At 63.8% G+C, this 18,062-nt stretch carries 14 protein-coding genes; 10 read left to right on the top strand and 4 right to left on the bottom strand.

Annotation, left to right across the window (positions count from 1 at the left end; translation table 11 throughout):
• Positions 1-159 precede the first annotated feature (159 nt).
• Together dnaN and dnaA are read right to left on the bottom strand one after the other, a co-directional pair.
• Positions 160-1,260, bottom strand: coding sequence for a DNA polymerase III subunit beta (dnaN, locus tag AC1VWL_RS13565; RefSeq protein ID WP_482987042.1), 1,101 nt, complete (start codon positions 1,258-1,260; stop codon positions 160-162).
• 367 nt (positions 1,261-1,627) lie between these two features.
• A complete protein-coding gene (gene dnaA, locus AC1VWL_RS13560) occupies positions 1,628-2,956 on the bottom strand; it encodes a chromosomal replication initiator protein DnaA (protein WP_282268384.1) in 1,329 nt (442 codons plus the stop codon).
• A 252-nt stretch (positions 2,957-3,208) separates the two neighbouring features.
• On the opposite strand from dnaA, the gene rpmH reads away from it, so the two are divergent.
• The 9 genes from rpmH (at position 3,209) to AC1VWL_RS13515 (ending at position 14,428) form a co-directional block, all read left to right on the top strand.
• On the top strand, positions 3,209-3,349 hold the full coding sequence (rpmH, locus tag AC1VWL_RS13555) for a 50S ribosomal protein L34 (protein ID WP_006404565.1): 141 nt from the start codon (positions 3,209-3,211) through the stop codon (positions 3,347-3,349).
• Entirely contained in the window at positions 3,346-3,849 is a 504-nt protein-coding gene (gene rnpA / locus AC1VWL_RS13550; protein WP_481508240.1) for a ribonuclease P protein component, read from the top strand. The genes rpmH and rnpA overlap by 4 nt, the downstream gene beginning before the upstream one ends.
• Complete coding sequence (gene yidC, locus AC1VWL_RS13545) at positions 3,849-5,558, top strand: membrane protein insertase YidC (RefSeq protein WP_482987041.1); 1,710 nt, start codon at positions 3,849-3,851, stop codon at positions 5,556-5,558. Before rnpA ends, yidC begins: the two co-directional genes overlap by 1 nt.
• A 258-nt stretch (positions 5,559-5,816) precedes the next feature.
• A complete protein-coding gene (locus tag AC1VWL_RS13540; protein WP_482987040.1) occupies positions 5,817-8,495 on the top strand; it encodes a polysaccharide deacetylase family protein in 2,679 nt (892 codons plus the stop codon).
• A 3-nt stretch (positions 8,496-8,498) separates the two neighbouring features.
• On the top strand, positions 8,499-9,848 hold the full coding sequence (mnmE, locus tag AC1VWL_RS13535) for a tRNA uridine-5-carboxymethylaminomethyl(34) synthesis GTPase MnmE (protein WP_482987039.1): 1,350 nt from the start codon (positions 8,499-8,501) through the stop codon (positions 9,846-9,848).
• A 60-nt stretch (positions 9,849-9,908) separates the two neighbouring features.
• Positions 9,909-10,295, top strand: coding sequence for a VOC family protein (locus AC1VWL_RS13530; RefSeq protein ID WP_481508244.1), 387 nt, complete (start codon positions 9,909-9,911; stop codon positions 10,293-10,295).
• A gap of 213 nt (positions 10,296-10,508) precedes the next feature.
• Entirely contained in the window at positions 10,509-12,125 is a 1,617-nt protein-coding gene (locus AC1VWL_RS13525) for an ATP-binding cassette domain-containing protein (RefSeq protein WP_482987038.1), read from the top strand.
• Positions 12,126-12,253: 128 nt separating this feature from the next.
• Positions 12,254-13,285 carry a glycerophosphodiester phosphodiesterase gene (locus tag AC1VWL_RS13520; protein ID WP_482987037.1) on the top strand — a complete coding sequence of 344 codons (1,032 nt, stop codon included), beginning with the start codon at positions 12,254-12,256 and terminating at the stop codon, positions 13,283-13,285.
• A gap of 132 nt (positions 13,286-13,417) precedes the next feature.
• A complete protein-coding gene (locus AC1VWL_RS13515) occupies positions 13,418-14,428 on the top strand; it encodes a hypothetical protein (RefSeq protein WP_482987036.1) in 1,011 nt (336 codons plus the stop codon).
• On the opposite strand, the gene AC1VWL_RS13510 is transcribed toward AC1VWL_RS13515, so the two are convergent.
• Both AC1VWL_RS13510 and AC1VWL_RS13505 read right to left on the bottom strand, forming a co-directional pair.
• Positions 14,425-15,213: a rhomboid family intramembrane serine protease gene (locus tag AC1VWL_RS13510; protein WP_482987035.1), complete on the bottom strand. Its 789-nt coding sequence runs from the start codon at positions 15,211-15,213 to the stop codon at positions 14,425-14,427. The two genes, AC1VWL_RS13515 and AC1VWL_RS13510, sit on opposite strands and share 4 nt — an antisense overlap.
• Positions 15,214-15,309: 96 nt before the next feature.
• Complete coding sequence (locus AC1VWL_RS13505; RefSeq protein ID WP_296247417.1) at positions 15,310-16,269, bottom strand: TerC family protein; 960 nt, start codon at positions 16,267-16,269, stop codon at positions 15,310-15,312.
• Positions 16,270-16,554: 285 nt separating this feature from the next.
• On the opposite strand from AC1VWL_RS13505, the gene AC1VWL_RS13500 reads away from it, so the two are divergent.
• Positions 16,555-17,724, top strand: coding sequence for a class I SAM-dependent rRNA methyltransferase (locus AC1VWL_RS13500; RefSeq protein WP_482987034.1), 1,170 nt, complete (start codon positions 16,555-16,557; stop codon positions 17,722-17,724).
• The last annotated feature ends 338 nt before the right edge of the window (positions 17,725-18,062 follow it).

Below are 18,062 nucleotides of genomic sequence, written 5' to 3'. Positions count from 1 at the left end.
ACCTCGCCAAGAAGCAGGGGATAGGGCGCAATCGTCCAGAAGACAGCGAGCTCGGGGCCGCGTCCCGCCTGTTCCACGTGGAACCTCGTCCGGAATCCAAGCCACAAAAAAGCCCGGCCTGATGCCGGGCTTCCTCGTGTTCCACGTGGAACCTGCTGGTCAGAGGCGCAGCGGCATCACCACGTGACGCGACTTCTCGCTGCTGGCTTCACGCACCAGTGCCGAGGAGTTGGAATCACGCAGCTGGATGACAACGTGCTCATCGCGCAGTGCCGACAGGGCATCAAGCAGGTAGTTCACGTTGAAGCCGATGGCCAGATCGCTGACCACGGTATCGGCTTCGATTTCTTCCTGGGCTTCTTCCTGCTCCGGGTTGTGCGCGCTGATCTTCAGCTGGCCCGGGGTCACTTCGACGCGAACGCCGCGGTACTTCTCGTTGGAAAGAATTGCCGCACGCTGCAGCGAAGCACGCAGGGTCTCGCGCTCAACCTTCACTTCGCGGTCGGCACCGATCGGGATCACTGCTTCGTAATCCGGGAAACGGCCGTCGATCAGCTTCGAGGTGAAGGTGACATCGTCGCGCTTCATGCGCACGTGGCTGCGGCCGACTTCCAGCTCGACCTCGCGATCGCCGCCTTCCAGCAGACGCTGCAATTCGGTCACGCCCTTGCGCGGCACGATGATCTGGCGCTTGGCGCCGTTATCGTTTTCCAGCGCGGTTTCGCACAGCGCCAGGCGGTGCCCGTCGGTTGCAACGCAGCGCAGGATGCTGTCGCGCAGGTCGAACAGCAGGCCGTTGAGGTAATAGCGCACGTCCTGCTGCGCCATTGCGAACGCAGTGCGCTCGATCAATTCCTTCAACGCTGCTTCCGGCACGACGACGCGCTCGGTGGCTTCAACTTCGTCGACCGACGGGAAGTCGTTGGCAGGCAGGGTTGCCAGGGTGAAGCGGCTGCGTCCGGCCTGGACGGTGATCTTGTCGCCGGTCTGCGAAACCGTGATGCGGCTGCCATCGGGCAGGGCACGGATGATTTCGAACAATTTGCGTGCCGGGATCGTGGTTTCGCCGTCCTGGGCATCCTCGACCGCGATGCGGGAGACCATTTCCACTTCCAGGTCGGTGCCGGTCAGCGAAAGCTGGCCGCCTTGAACCTGAACGAGGAAATTGGCCAGAACCGGCAGGGTCTGGCGGCGTTCAACCACGTTGACGACCTGGGCCAACGGCTTGAGAAAGGCTTCGCGCTGCAGTGTGAAACGCATGTGGTTTCGTGCCCCTATGCTTTTAAAAGATGTGGATTAAATCAAAAGCTTGGTGGTGCTGGTAGAGCCAGATTTGGCTTAAAACACACCTAAGTGTTTGTTTTTTTATAACTTATTGAAGCTAAAACCCATGTATTACTGACGCTGAGCTGGCGGGGGAACCTGTGGATAATTTTGCCGCGGATTTGCCGACCAATTTTATCCACAACTTCTCCAAAACCTGCCCCCGAATCATGCACCGTTTTGTGCGATGACGCCGCAGTGGCGTCGGTGCATCATTCGCTCCACTTCCGGCCCAGACCTCGCTGCCCCAATGGTTTTCCCACCTGTTTCATCGATGAGTGTTCCAACAGGGCAGCGCAGGGGCTTACTCGCTGAGCTTGCGGATCAGCTTTTCCCAGTCCTCGCGCAGCTTGCCGTCGGTTTCCATCAACGTGCGGATCTGGCGGCAGGCGTGCAGCACCGTGGTGTGGTCGCGGCCGGCAAACGCATCGCCGATTTCCGGCAGGCTGTGTTCGGTCAGTTCCTTGGTCAGCGCCATGGCGACCTGACGCGGACGGGCCAATGAACGGGTGCGCCGCTTGGACAACAGATCCTTGATCTGCAGGCCGTAGTAGTCGGCGACCGTTTTCTGGATATTGGGGATGCTGATGGCTTGTTGCTGGGCACGCAGCAGATCGCGCAGGGTTTCCTGGGCAAACTCGGTGGTGATTGCGCGGCCGGTGAAATTGGCGCGGGCGGTCAGCGTATTGAGTGCACCTTCCAGATCGCGCACGTTGGAGCGCATCTTCTTGGCGATCAGGAACGCCACGTCGTCCGGGATCTCGGCGCCGCGTTCGCGGGCCTTGGCCAGCACGATGGCGGCACGGGTTTCAAAGTCCGGCGGCTCGATGGCCACCGACAAACCCCAGGCCAGACGTGATTTCAGGCGGGCTTCCAGGCCTTCCACTTCGCGCGGGTAGCGGTCGCAGGTCAGGATGATCTGCTGCTTTCCGTCAAACAAGGCATTGAAGGTGTGGAAAAACTCTTCCTGGGTGCGGTCCTTGCCGGCGAAGAACTGGATGTCATCGATCAGCAGCGCATCGACCTGCTGGAACTGACGCTTGAACTGGTCCATGGACTTTTCCTGCAGCGCACGGATCATCGCGCTGAAGAACTGTTCCGAACGCAGATACAGCACTTTTGCCGCCGGATTTGCCTGGCGCATGGCATTGCCAGCAGCCAGCATCAGGTGGGTCTTACCCAGACCGGTGCCGCCGTACAGCAGCAAGGGGTTATGCGCACGATCGCCCGGCTTCTGCGCCGCCTGGAAGGCCGCGGCCAAACCAAGTTGGTTGCTGCGGCCTTCGACGAAATTGGTGAAGGTGTAATGGGCGTCGAGGTTGCCGTTGAACGGCACCACCGGCGCAGCCGGCACGGAAGTGGCACTCGGGGCGACCAGCGGGGCCGGTTCCGGCGCCCGCGGACGCGAGCCGATTTCCAGGATCACTTCACCGAAACCGGCGAAATGGGTCAGCAATTCGCCGATGCGCGGCAGGTAGCGTTCGCGCACCTGGTCGACGATAAAGGCATTGGGCGCGTACAGCACAAGGCTGTCAGCGCGTTGGTCGGCCTGCAGCGGCTTCAACCAGGTGTGGACATCTTCGGGCGGAAATTCCGCCTCCAGACGTTCGAGACAACGTGTCCAGGCATCCATCAGCAATAGTCGTCAAAGGCTTGCCAGCCGGGCGCAGAAAGCCGCCGGGCCACAGGCCGGAAGGGGGAAAGTGGATGGCCCAGACTACCACCGCAGGCCCGATGCGGGAATGCTTGTCCCGGTTTTATTCACAGGCTCATCCACAAGATGTACACCGGGCTGTGGATAGCTTTGTCAAGCGAGACTTGACGTGACCCCGGTAGGGTCTATAGAATTTCCGGTTCTTTCCGTCCACTTCATACAGGTGCCCCAATGGCCACCAAGCGCACGTTCCAGCCCAGCAACCTCAAGCGCAAGCGCGATCACGGTTTCCGTGCTCGTATGAAGACCGCCGACGGCCGCAAGATCCTGTCGCGTCGCCGCGCCAAGGGCCGCAAAGTCCTCAGCGCTTGATTGCGTTGCCGCGTGAAGCGGCAATCGCAACACCGATCGTGATCAGTACTTGCCCGCGCAAGCGATTCCCTCGCTCTGCGCGGGTTCGTACGCGTGCCGAATATACAACGGTCTTCAACGGCGCCCGCCGTGTATCCGAACCCTTGATGACACTCCACTGGTTGAAAGGGGATTCCCCTGCTCGACTCGGCTTGGCTGTGTCACGCAAGGTGGATACGCGTGCGGTCGGTCGTAACCGTATCAAGCGTGTGTTGCGGGATGCAACACGCCATCTACGGTCGTGCCTGAGCGGTGGCGATTACGTCATCGTTGCCCGATCCGCGGCCAAGACCGCCAGTAATCAACAGATCCGTGAGGCGTTCGAGCGCCTGCTGCGCCGTGCCGGCGCATTGCCCGTTGTGGCTGCGGGCGGCACAATGCCGCCGCACGAGGGCGCACCCGCCCCTCTTCCTTTGAACGTACCGGACACTTCTTCCGGTCGAGCCGAGCCTGCCTGCTGATGAACCAGACCCGTGTATTCCTGATTTTTGCCTGGCTGATGGTAGCCGTGCTGCTGTGGATGGAATGGGGTCGCGAAAAGGCCGCGCCGGATCCGGCAACCGTGGCCACCACCCAGCCAGCCGTGCCGGGCGCCAATGATGTCGATCTGCATGCGCCGGCCACCGCCGACGTGCCGCAGGCCACCGTGCCGGGCCAGCCACCTGTCGCCGCCGCACCTGCAGGCATGGAAGCCGCCGCCAGCGCCCAGCGCGTGACCGTCACCACCGACGTGTTGAAGCTGGTGCTCGACGGCCGCAGCGTGCTTGACGCCGATCTGCTGCACTTCCCGCAGACCAAGGCCGCCGGCAGCCCGCCGGTACAGCTGCTGACCGAAGACAAGGCGCATCCGTACAGCGCCACCGCCGGTTGGGCCAGCCAGAACAACTCGCCGGTGCCCGGCGCCAACGGCTTCCAGCCGGTGCAGGGTGTCACCACCGTGGCCTTGGCCGATGGCCAGAATGAAGTGCAGGTACCGTTCGTGTGGAATGGCCCGAACGGCGTCAGCATCCACCGCACCTACACCTTCAAGCGTGGCGATTACGCCATCAGCGTGAAGGACGAAGTGGTCAATACCGGCACTGCGCCGTGGCAGGGCTATGTGTTCCGCAAGCTGGACCGCGTGCCGCCGGTGATCACCAAGGGCATGACCAACCCGGACTCCTTCAGCTTCAACGGCGCTACCTGGTTCAGCCCGGCTGATGGCTACCAGCGTCGTGCGTTCAAGGATTACCTGGAAGACGGCAGCATCAACCAGACCATCAGTGGTGGCTGGGTGGCGATGCTGCAGCACCATTTCTTCACCGCCTGGATTCCGCAGGCTGACCAGTCCGCGCTGTACCTGCTGTCGCAGAACGGTCCGCGCAACGTGATCGAAACCCGCGGCCCCGGCTTCACCGTGGCACCGGGCCAGAAGGTCAGCACCGAGGCGCGCCTGTGGGTGGGCCCGAAGCTGGTCAACCAGATCGCCAAGGAAGACGTGAAGGGCCTGGACCGCGTGGTCGATTACAGCCGCTTCTCGATCATGGCCATCATCGGCCAGGGCTTGTTCTGGGTGATGAACCAGGTGCACAAGCTGGTCGGCAACTGGGGCTGGGCCATCATCGGTCTGGTGATCCTGTTGAAGATGGCGTTGTTCCCGCTGGCCAACGCGCAGTTCAAGTCGCAGGCCAAGATGCGCAAGTTCCAGCCGCGCATCGCGCAGCTGAAGGAGCGCTACGGCGACGACAAGCAGAAGTTCCAGGCCGCAATGATGGAGCTGTACAAGAAGGAGAAGATCAATCCGCTGGGTGGCTGCCTGCCGCTGCTGATCCAGATGCCGATCTTCTTCGCCCTGTACTGGGTGCTGGTGGAGTCGGTGGAACTGCGTCAGGCACCGTGGCTGGGCTGGATCCAGGATCTGACCGCGCGTGATCCGTACTTCATCCTGCCGATCATCAACATCGCGGTGATGTGGTTCACCCAGAAGCTGACCCCGGCTGTGGGCATGGACCCGATGCAGCAGAAGATGATGCAGTTCATGCCGCTGGTATTCGGCGTGATGATGGCCTTCATGCCGTCCGGCCTGGTCCTGTACTGGGTGGTCAACGGCGGCCTGAGCCTGCTGCAGCAGTGGTGGATGATCAAGAAGCACGGCGAAGACGCGCCGAGCAAGGTGATCGAAGCCAAGTAAGAAAAAGCCCGCCGCAAGGCGGGCTTTTCGCATGTGGGGGCAGGCGAAGACAGAACGTTCGGTTCTTTGGCTGTTTGTGGGAGCGGTGTAAGCCGCGAAGCCGATACATCATCAGACCGCACAGCTTCCCAGTGTCCAGGCAAGACCAGCTTCGCGGCTTACACCGCTCCCACAAACAGCCAGTCAGTGCCGCGAGCTTGGTTTTTGCCTGTGGCGTTAGAATCACCACATCTGCTGCACCCTTTCCCTGAGCCCGCCATGCCCCGTTCGCCGTTGCGCCGCCTGATCCTGCCTGCCGTGTTGCTTGCCGCGTTGACGGTCGCCGGTTGTTCGAAAAAGGACGAGGCCGGTACCGCGACGCCAACCCAGGCCAGCGCGCAGGCCGCCGCCGCCGCCAATCCAGCGGCTGCACCGCTGTTGACCGCTTTGCAGAAACAGTTGGACGGACACCGCCGCATCGTTGTGTTGCTGGCCGACGAGGCGCAGCAATCGCCGGCCGACCGCCAGACCTCCAGCCGCATCGGCCAACAGCTGTTCCATGACGGCCTGGAGCAGCGTCAGGCCATCGCCGCGCAGTTCGACGCCTTGCTGCGTGACCCGAATCCGCAGCGCTTCGCTACCCTGGGCACGGTGCTGGACTACATCGAATCCTCGCCCGAGCTCTACGACGCAGATCGTCTGGCCTTCCGCGAAATACTGCGCGAACTGCATCAGCGCGTCGGTGCGGATTCCTCGCTGCCGGCCGTAAAGCTGCACCAGCGCATCGGCGAAGACCTGGACGCGCTCGACGAGATCGAGCGCAACTACAACCAGGAACTGACCCGCATCTTCAGCCGCTTCGAGCGCACCCGCGCCATCGAGCTCAAGCGCGAGAAATGGGACGACTATGTCGCCCACCTCAACACGCTGTACAAGCGCGACGCCATCCTGCGCGACTTTGGCGTGATCGAGCCCTACCCGATGTCGATGCAGGACAGCGACCGCGAGATCTTCGGTCGTGACCTGCCGGCCAAGACCGTCGTGCTTACGTTCGACGATGGCCCGCACAAGGCGTACACCGATGAGGTTGTCGCCATCCTGCAGCGCTACGACGTGCCGGGTGTGTTCTTTGAAGTGGGCCGCAACCTCGGTGCGGTCGAGGCCGATGGCAAGGTCAAGCTCGGGCCGATGGCGGGCATCAGCCGCAACCTGATGGAGCACGGCTATGCGGTCGGCAACCACAGCCTGACCCACGCGCAGCTTTCGCGCACCACCGGCGATGCGCTGCGCCAGCAGGTGCTCGATACCGATACCTTGCTCAAGGGCGTGGATGCCAAGCGCGCGCCGCTGTTCCGCTTTCCGTATGGGGCGCGCAACGCCGAAGGCCTGCAGCTGCTCAACGAAGCTGGCCTGAAATCCATCATGTGGAACATCGACTCGATGGACTGGGCCGACCCGGTGCCCGAGTCCATCGTGCAGCGCGTGGTCGACCAGGTGCAGAAGGAACAGCGCGGCATCATCCTGTTCCATGACATCCACGACCGCGCGGTGAAAGCGCTGCCGCAGATCCTCGACAAGCTGATCGCCGATGGTTACCAGTTCGCCGGCTGGAATGGCCGTGATTTCAGTGTCAGCCGTGCGCGCAAGGGTGTGGTCGCCGATACCACGGTCACCACCGGCTACGAAAAATCCTGGGCGATCGTCATTGGCATCGATGACTACGCCAAGTGGCCCAAGCTCGAGTACGCCGGCCGCGACGCGCAGTCCATCGCCGATACGCTGACCGGCCAGTTCGGCTTCCCGTCCTCGCAGGTGATCGTGCTGAAGAACCAGCAGGCCACCCGCAACAACATCCTGGCCGCCTTCCACGACCGCCTGGCCGATGAGCGCACCGGCAAGAACGACCGCGTGTTCGTGTTCTTCGCCGGTCATGGTGCGACCCGCCAGCTCGCCTCCGGCCGCGACCTCGGCTACATCATTCCGGTGGACTCGGACCCGAACGAATTCGCCACCGATGCCATCGCGATGACCGACATCCAGAACATCGCCGAGAGCATGCAGGCCAAGCACGTGCTGTTCGTGATGGATGCCTGCTACAGCGGTCTGGGGCTGACCCGCGGCGGCAGTTCGTCATCGTTCCTGCGCGAGAACGCTCGCCGCAGCGCGCGGCAGATGCTGACCGCCGGCGGTGCCGACCAGCAGGTCGCTGACAGCGGCCCGAACGGGCATTCGGTATTCACCTGGGTGCTGTTGCAGGCGCTGGCCGGCAAGGGCGACCTCAATGGCGATGGCCTGATCACCGGCACCGAATTGGCCGCGTATGTGGCGCCTGCGGTGTCGGCGGTATCGCGGCAGACACCGGCCTTTGGCAGCCTGCCCGGTTCGCAGGGCGGCGAGTTCGTGTTCCAGGTGCCGGACAGCCAGGAATTCCTCAACGCCGACACAAGCCAGCTCTCGGCTGATGCCATCGCCCTCAACAGCCGCGTCGATGCCGTGCAGGAGGCCAAGCCTGCGGGCAAGACCGAAGCGCCCGTAACGGTTGCCGATCTGCAGGGTGGTAAGAGCACGCTAGTGGTGCCGGCAGCGGTGCCGACCTCGGATCGTCAGCGCGCGCAGCAGGCCAATGACCGCGGCCTGCAGCTGTACCGCGAAAAGCGTTACGACGAGGCGGTGGCGCAGTTCACCGAAGCCTTGAAGCTGCGTCCCGATTTCGCCCAGGCGGCGAACAACCTCGGCTTCGTCTATTACCGCCAGCAGCGCTATGCCGAAGCTGCGCGCTGGCTGGAGAACACCTTGAAGATCGATCCCTCGCGCGCGGTGGCCTACCTGAATCTTGGCGACGCCTACTTCAATGCCGGCGACAAGGCCAAGGCCAAGCAGGCCTATACGACTTACCTGGAGTTGCAGCCGCAAGGCAGCGGCGCCGCCCAGGCCCGCGCACAATTGCAGAAGCTGTAAGCCATGAGCGACGTGTCCACAGGCCAGACCATTGTTGCCATCGCCAGCGGCGCTGCTGCCGGCGGTGTCGGGATGCTGCGTGTCTCCGGCCCGCAGTCACTGCGGATTGCGGTTGCATTGGGTTGTCCACAGCTCAAGTCGCGCCATGCCCATTACGCCAGGTTCCGCGATGCCGCAGGCGAGGTCATCGACGACGGCATCGCCCTGTACTTTCCCGGTCCGCGCAGCTTTACCGGCGAGGACGTAGTGGAACTGCAGGGCCACGGCAGCCCGGTGGTGCTGCGCCAGCTGCTGGCCCGTTGCATCGAACTGGGTGCGCGCCAGGCCCGCGCCGGTGAGTTCAGCGAGCGGGCCTTCCTCAACGGCAAGCTCGACCTGGCCCAGGCCGAGGCCATCGCCGACCTGATCGCCGCCGGCGATGTGCGCGCTGCCCGTGCCGCGCGGCGCTCGCTCGATGGTGTGTTCTCGCGCCGTGTGGAAGAGGTGGGCGAGCAACTGGTGCGGCTGCGCATCCATGTTGAAGCCGCCATCGACTTCGCCGACGAACCGCTGGATACGCTGGGCGGCGCGCAGGTGCGCGCAGGCATCGAGCAGGCCAAGGCCTTGCTCGCGCAGCTGCGTATCGACGCCGAACGCGGCCGCAAGCTGCGCGATGGCCTGCATGCGGTGCTGATCGGGCCGCCCAATGCCGGCAAGAGCTCGCTGCTCAATGCATTGGCTGGCAGCGAGCGGGCCATCGTCACCGATATCGCTGGCACCACCCGCGACACCTTGCGCGAGACCATCCGCATCGACGGCCTGGAGCTGGAACTGGTCGACACCGCCGGTCTGCGCGAAGGCGGCGATGCCATCGAGCGCGAAGGCATGCGCCGCGCCCGCGCCGAGATGCAGCGCGCCGACCTGGCCATTGTCGTGCTCGACGCGCGTGACCCGGAAGCGGGCAGGGCAGCGATCGGCGATGCCGCCGCACAGGCCGCCCGCCAACTGTGGATACACAACAAGTCCGATCTGCTCCCGCAGTGGCCGCAGGAGCTGGACGAAGACAGCATCGCCCTGTCCGCCGCCAATGGACAAGGCCTGGAGCAGCTGCACGCGCGCCTGCGCGAGATCGCCAGCCACGGCGCAGGCGAGGGCATGCAGGGCGAGTTCTCCGCGCGCCTGCGCCACGTCGAAGCGCTGGCCTTGGCCAGCGAACACCTCGATGCCGCCGACGGCCAGCTGCACTACGACCAGCTGGAACTGGCCGCCGAGGAACTGCGCCTCGCGCATGACGCACTCGGCGAAATCACCGGCCGCATGACCGCCGATGACCTGCTCGGCAGGATTTTCTCGAGCTTCTGCATCGGCAAATAGTGCCGGCGTTGAGCCACCGGCCGGCAGCGGCCAGACAACCCAAAAGTCAGGAGGTAGGTGATGTTTTCGCACATCGTGGTTGGCGCAAATGACATTGAGGCATCCAAGGCGTTCTATGACGCGCTGCTGTCCACGCTCGGCGCGAAGCCGGGCTTCGTCGATCCCAAGGGCAATGTGGTGTATCTCCACGCCGGTGCCTTGCTGATCGTCGGCCATCCGCGCAACGGCGAGCCGGCCACGCATGCCAATGGCGGCACCATCGGCTTCAGTTGCGCCTCTCCTGAAGTGGTCGAAGCCTGGCACGCGGCAGGTGTTGGCCACGGCGGCATGAGCGTGGAAGACCCACCGGGACCGCGGCAAAGCCCGTTCGGTCCGCTCTATCTGGCGTATCTGCGTGATCCGGCCGGCAACAAGCTGTGTGCCACGCACCGTGCGGCGCAGGCCTGAGCATCGGCTTTCCCGACTACGGCGGCGTGGCCAAGAGCGCGCCGCCAGTTACTGACAGTTCTGTTTGCCACCGTTAGGCTAGGCCCTGTTACGGGATTCCCCCGCCAACGGAGTCAGTCCAATGCGCCATTGATGCCACCGTCTTGATGACGGTCCCTACCAGTCCCTGCTGCCGCTGGCGGCCGGGTGCTTCGGGCATCGATGGAATACCGCATGACAAACTCAAATTCCGTGACGCTGGATGGCGTCGCGTGGCACACGCCCGATGGGCGCAGCCTGTTCTCCAACCTCAACGCACAGTTCGATGACCGGCCCACCGGTCTGGTCGGGCGCAACGGCGTGGGCAAATCCGTGCTCGCGCAGATACTGGCTGGGCTGCGCCAACCCAGTGCCGGGCACTGCCGTCGCATCGGTGAGGCCTACTACCTTGCACAACAGGTACGGCCACAAACAGGACAGCGCGTAGCCGAACTCGCAGCTGTGGATAAGCGTGTGGATGCATTGCGCAGGATTGAAGCAGGAAGCACGCTGCAAGCGGATTTCGACGCGATTGGCGAGCAATGGAGCCTGTGTGAAACCCTGCAGCAGGCCTTGGCTGATGCGGGCCTGTGCGGCGTTGATGCGGATACACCTGTGGATAAGCTCAGTGGCGGGCAATGCATGCGCGTCGCCTTGGTGGGTGCATTGCTGCAGCCGGTGGAGTGGCTGATCCTCGACGAACCCAGCAATCATCTCGATCACGCCGGGCGGCATTGGTTGGCCGAGCAACTGCAGGCGAGGAAACAGGGCCTGATCCTGGTCAGCCACGATCGCCTGTTGCTGCAACAGGTGGAACGCATCGTCGAACTGTCGCCGCAGGGGCTGCGCAGCTACGGCGGCAACCATGCGTTCTATGCACAGGCGCGCGCTGGCGAACGCGCAGCGGCCGAGGCTTTGCTGCAGCAACGTCGGCACGAGCGTCGCAAGGGCGAGCAGGCACTGCGCGAACAACGCCAGCGGCTGGAACAACGCAGCGCGCGCGGCAACCGCGAGGCCGCCAACGCCAATCAAGCGCCGATCCTGCTCGGCCTGCAGCGGCAACGCGCCGAAGCCAGCCTGGGCAAGGCGCGCGCGCAATTGGATCAACGGCAGCTGCTGTTGCACGACGCGGTGCGCGAGGCGCAGGCCGACAGCGAAGCCGCCGCCCCGGTGTTGCTGGTCCCGAACGTGCAAACCAGCGGACCGGAGTGGGTAGTGCGTTCCACCGGACTGCAGCTGCCGCATGTGGCACCGGCGTTGCGCATGCTGGACTTCAATCTGCGGCGCGGCGAACGCGCTGCCATCACCGGCGGCAACGGTCTGGGCAAGTCGACCTTGTTGAAGGTGTTGGCAGGACAGCTGCCTGCGCTGGCTGGTGAGGTAAACGTGCAGGTGCCAGTGGCTCTGCTGGATCAGCAACTGCAGCTGCTGCCGGAGCACAGCAGCGTGCTGGAGTCCTTGCGCCTGCGTAATCCGGCCATGGCCGAGGGCGAGTTGCGCAGCCGGTTGGCCTTGCTTGGTCTGGATGCAAACCAGGTACAGCTGCCCTCGGCCCAGCTCAGTGGCGGGCAGCGGCTGAAGGCCGGCCTGGCCTGCGCGCTGTATGCCGATCCACCGGCACAGCTGCTGTTGCTGGACGAGCCCGGCAATCACCTGGACCTGGATGCGCTGTCGGCTCTGGAAGATCTGCTGCGCCAATACCAGGGCAGCCTGGTGCTGGTCTCGCATGACGAGGCGCTGCTGCAAGCGATCAGCATCAGCGCGCGCCTGCATGCCAGTGCCGATGGCTGGGAGTGGCAACGCAATCAGTGACGCGATGTTCTTCCGCACGTCACATGCGGCCGTCATGCTGCGCGCCTTGTTTTCGAATTGGAGTAGTGACGGTGCGAAGCTGGGCCTGGTTGATGGCGGTGGGGGTTGGCGTGGCATGCTGTTGGGCAATGGACAGCTCAGCCGCGCAGACTTATCCCCAGGTTTCGGTGTACGCGCACCGTGGTGCCAGTGCACTGCTGCCCGAGCACACCCTGGCCGCTTATGCACAGGCCATCAGCGACGGCGCCGATTACATCGAGCCGGACCTGGTGATGAGCAAGGACGGGGTGATGCTGGCCCGGCACGAGAACGAGATCGGTTCGACCACCGATGTCGCCAGCCATCCCGAGTTTGCCAGCCGCCGCACCCGCAAGCTGATCGACGGCCAGCAGGTCGAGGGTTGGTTCACCGAAGACTTCACCGTCGCCGAGCTGAAGACGCTGTATGCGCGCGAGCGCCTGCCGCAGATCCGCGGCACCGCCTTCGACGGCCAGTTCCGCATTGCCACCCTGGACGAGATCATCAGCTTCCTGGTGCAACAGGCCGGGCGCGCCAACCGTGGCATCGGCCTGGCCCCGGAGATCAAGCACGGCAGCTATTTCCAGAGCATCGGCCTGCCGATGGAAGACAAGCTGTTGAGCACCCTGCAGGGCAACAGCTACACCAAGGTCGCGCCTATCCTGCTGCAGTCCTTCGAGACCGCCAACCTGCGGCAGATCCGCGGCAAGCTCGGCAAGGACAGCAATATCCGTCTGCTGCAGTTGCTGGGCAGTGGTGATGAAAAGCCGGCCGACGTGGCACTGGCCGGCGGCAGCCTGACGTATGCGCAGATGATGACTCCCGCTGGCCTGCGGGAAATCGCCAGCTATGCCGATGCGATCGGTGTGGAACGGCGCGCGCTGGTGCCGCTGGACGCGCAGGGCAAGTTGGCTGCGCCCACCGCCTTGATCGGCGACGCGCATGCGGCCGGCCTGCAGGTAGTGGCTTACAGCTTCCGACCGGAAAACCCGTTCCTGCCGCCGGCATTGCGCCAGGGCGAGGAGAACGCACGCAACCCGGACGCTTCGGTGGCCGAGATCCGCGCCTATCTGCAGGCGGGCATCGATGCGTTCTTCACCGATGATCCGGCGCTGGGGCGACGGGCGGTGGATGGCATCTGAGCATTGCCGCCAAAAGAAACTTCGGGAGTAACCTTGCTGCCCCCTGACCGTGGTCGAACGTGGCCGATGAGATACTGATCGTCGTCGGAACGGTCATCACGGATCGTTGCCCATCACGGATGAGGGCGGAACATGTTGCTTGGGTATCGCTACGAAGAAGGACCGGTGCTGCGGGTCCACGCGGTCAATTGGCTGCTGCGGGTGGCACTGCTGCTCGTTGTACTGCTCTTGCTCGGACTGCCCGTGCTACTGGTTGGGGACGTCGACTTTCGTTGGAAAATGATGAGAGGCGGGCTGCTGGACGCACTGCTGCCGCTGCTGAGTTTGATGGCGTTGCCTGTGATGGGGCTCGCCAGTGGCTGGTACACAAGGGTGCGAGAAACACTCGAAATCGATGTGCCCGGCAATCGGGCGATACGTCGCTCGTGCAATATGTTCGGAGCTGCTGAGAAGGTTGAAGTATTTGCCCTGGATGACCGCCGGAAGCTTCAGCTTCGTCGTCTGGTGATTGCCAGCAGATCGAGCGGCCGCGGCCCGACGCGATTCCCGGCCCAGTTGTGGCTGATCAACAACGACAGCAGCGAGCACCAGCTAAGTTTTGAAACCGTGCAGATAAGGCCAGGCAGGGCAAAAACGCAGGCGTTCTTGCAGCGGGTTGCTGACCAGTTGGGGCTGAGCGTTCCCAGCGACGTTGTTGAGCTGCCGCCTCCAGTGCAGCAGACGGCCTCAGGCTCTCAGAGCCGGCATAGGGATAGATCACAGCCGCCAGTAGCAAGCCGCCGGACCAAGCGCAGGAACAAGGTTCTTGGCGGAGCACAACCGAGTCAGGCCGCAACTTCCGGCGGGTCAGATAGCCACGATGCTGTGCCGGCCATCATTCGTGCCGTAATGGCATTGTTTGGTGCAATGCTTGCGGTCTATAGCCTCGGCAAGGGGGTGGGGTTGGCCCTGGGGGTGATGCGTGGTGTCCTGGTCGGCGGGTCACTACGAAACAACACGGTCCACTACTATTACTGGGCTGATGATCGGCTCGCCTTTTTGTTCCAGCTGATGTCTGTTTCGATGGTGGTTCTGATTTTGGGAGCGGCGGGTTGGGGGTGTTTGCGTGTGGCAATGAACGGGTCCTTGCCGAAACAACCTTAGTCATCCTGCCTGGGAGTTTGCCGCCGCAGCGGTACCACTACCTCATAGTCACGGCCTTCGCGCGGCTGCCACAGCACCGGCACATGGCCCGGTGCGGGCGGTTCGAGTTCGTTGTCGGCTTCGGCCAGCTGCTCGGCGTCTTCCTCGTCTTCCCAGCTGTAGCGTTTGCGTGCTGCGCGCGGGTCGACGTTGCGGAACAGCAGCGCGGCGATCACGCCAGCCGCAGCTCCGCCCATATGCGACTGCCAGGACACACCCGGCTCGTGCGGCAGGATGGTGATCAGCATGCTGCCGTAGAACAGGAAGCCGATCAGGCTGGCGGCGATTGCCGGCCGGTCGCGGCGCAGCAGGCCGAGCACGAATACCAGGAACATCAGGCCGTGGGTCAGGCCGCTGGCGCCGAGGTGGCGGCTGCCGGCATCACCCAGCATCCAGGCGCCCAGACCGGAACCAAGCCACAGCAGGGGCAAGGCACGCAGCGTGGCTTTGGGATAAACGCTGCCAGCCAAGGTACCGAGAATAAGCAGGGCGACCGCGTTGGCGCCCAGGTGTTCAATCGAGCCGTGCAGCAAGGGCGCGCCAAGCAGGCCGGCCAGACCGCTGGCTTCCAGCGGCGCTACCGCCCAGGGCCGCCAATCCCAACCGCTGCTCTGCAGGGCGAACATCGCCACCAGCAGCAGGACAAAGCCCAGGCTGATGTTGAACGCACGCAGCACCCGGCTGCGGTCGTTGCGGGCGGTGGTGGCCGGCGTGTCGCCGGTGTCAGGCAGGGTTGGCGTGTCCATGATCAAGGGATTGCGGCGCCTTCGGCGAAAGCCAAGGGCGCCGCGCATGGGATCTGGCATGCCACCGGCGGGACAATCCCGCCGGTGGCACGTGGATCAGGCCTTGTGGCCGCCCTTCGGCGGAATCTTCAGACTCAGGATCACGGTGGCCACCAGGACGGCGGCAACCACACCCAGCGAAACCGGTACCGGGATCTTGAAGATGTCGATCAACAGCATCTTGGTACCGATGAAGGCCAGGATGACGGCCAGACCGTAGGGCAGCAGGTGGAAACGGTCGGCCATGCCGGCCAGCAGGAAGAACATCGCGCGCAGGCCCAGCACCGCGAACACGTTCGAGGTCAGCACGATGAACGGGTCGGTGGTGATGGCGAAGATGGCCGGGATCGAGTCCACCGCGAAGATCACGTCGGTGACCGCGATCAGGATCAGCACCACGAACATCGGGGTGAACCAGCGCACGCCATCCTTTTCGGTGACCAGGTTGTTGCCGCTGTACTCATGAGTGATGCGCAGGTGCTTGCGCATGAACTTCAGCGCCGGGTTGTTGTCCAGGCTGGGTTCCTCGCTGGCGGCGAACCACATCTTCCAGCCGGTGTAGAGCAGGAAGGCGCCGAACACGTAGAGCAGCCAATGGAACTGGGTAACCAGCACGGAACCGGCGAAGATCATGATCGTACGCAGCACGATCGCGCCCAGGATGCCGATGATCAGCACGCGCTGGCGCTGGGTCTCGGGCACCGCGAAGTAGCCCATGATCAGCAGGAAGACGAAGATGTTGTCGACCGCCAGCGCCTTCTCGATCAGGTAGCCGGTCAGGAACTGCAGGCCCACTTCATTGGCAACGGCCGCGCCCGCGGTCTCGTGCAGGTAGTACCAGAGGCCGGCGTTGAAGGCCAGGGCCAGCGCCACCCAGCCCAGCGACCAGTAAATGGCCTCCTTGAAGGTGACCTTGTGCGGGCCACCGTGGCGCATCAGCACCAGGTCGATCAACAGCGCGGCAATGACGACGACGATGAAGCCGCCCCAAAGCCAAGGATTACCAATTGTCTGCATCATGGGAAAAATTCCGGTCGTGAACGGGGATAACTCGGAACCACAAAGGCCAAGAGCTGGACACGGAATCGGGGAGACCGGGGACAGAGCTTCGCCTATGCGGCGAAGGTCTTGCTCACAGTTCCAATGGCTGGAACTGCCGTTGCACCGGAGTCATGCGACTCGAACTGACGGCGACAACGTCTGGGAGCTACTCCCCTTCTGGGGCGAATAGTGCGGCCTGTGCCCATTACAGTCAATGAATACGCTGCAGGCAGGGGGCGGTGCCCGGCTACAATAGCGCCCATGAATACCCCACTCCCCGTCGTACGCCTGAAGAACGCGTGGCGCTCCAGCCACCCGTGGATTTTCCAGAAACTGGTCGAGAAGCCGACCGTCAAGCCGAAGTCCGGCACCATCGTCGATGTGGTCGGCGTGGACGGCGAGTGGATTGGCCGCGGCTTCTACAACGGCCACTCGCGCATCGCCGTGCGCATCCTGGAAACCAACCCGGATGTAGCGGTGGACCAGGCCTGGTTCGCGCAGAAGCTGGCGCAGGCGGTGTCGCTGCGCCGCGACGTGCTGAAGCTGGACACAATCTCCAACGCCTGGCGCGTTGTCCACAGCGAAGGCGACGGCTTGTCCGGCCTGGTGGTGGACCGCTATGACGACCTGCTGGTGGTCGAGTTCTTCGCCGCCGGCATGTTCCGTCACCGCGAATGGATCTACGAGGCCCTGCGCGACCTGTTCCCGGGTTGCCGCTTCCACAGCTTCGCCGACGAACACGTGCAGAAGCAGGAAAGCTTCGATTTCCACGGCAACACCACCACCGAACCGGCAGTGATCACCGAGTACGGCATCAAGTTCCGCGCTGACCCGGCCGGCGCGCACAAGACCGGTTTCTTCGCCGACCAGCGCGAGAACCGTGAGTGGCTGAGCCAGCAGGTCGAAGGCAAGACCGTGCTCGACCTGTGCTGCAACACCGGTGGCTTTGCGGTGTACGCCGCAGCGCGCGGTGCGGCCGAGGTACTGGGCGTGGACATCGACCAGGACGTGATCCATATCGCCAAGGGCAATGCGCGTTTGAACAACGCCAAGCCCAAGTTCGTGCAGGCCGACATCTTCCCGTGGCTGCGTGATGCGGCCAACCGTGGCGACCAGTACGACGTGGTGATCCTCGACCCGGCCAAGATGACCCGCGACCGCGACCAGGTCATTACCGCGTTGAAGAAGTACCTGGACATGAACAAGCTGGCCTTGGGCGTGGTCAAGCCCGGCGGTCTGTTTGCCACCTTCTCCTGCACCGGCCTGGTGGCCGAGGACCAGTTCCTCGACATGCTGCGCCGTGCCGCCTATTTCTCGGGCCGCACCATCCAGATCCTGAAGGTAGCCGGCGCTGGCCCGGACCACCCGTTCATGGCCCACGTGCAGGAATCGCGTTACCTCAAGGCGGTGTTCTGCCGCGTGCTGGACTGAGCAGGCAACGGCGCCCCTCCCAACCCGTCCGGCCCGAAGGCACAGCCTTCGGTCGTTCATCAGGCCGCGCGCCAATGGCGCGCAAGCAGGCCTTCTTCACCCCCTTCGCTGCGCGAAAGGGAGGGCTCGGCACAGGTAGTGCCGAGCCATGCTCGGCAGGGGCGTTACAAGCGAAAGGCTGCCCTCACCCCAACCCCTCTCCCATGTACGGGAGAGGGGCCAAAGCGGTAGTGGGGGGGCCCGAATGCCAGCGGGGGGTGGCGGATAACCTCGCCCCCCCCCCTCAAGGGGGCAGACACAAAACCCCAAAGCCACCACAGACTGACGCCACGGCGCCA

This window comes from Stenotrophomonas sp. STEN063, assembly GCF_056854515.1.
This window is presented reverse-complemented; position numbering and strand designations above follow the sequence as displayed.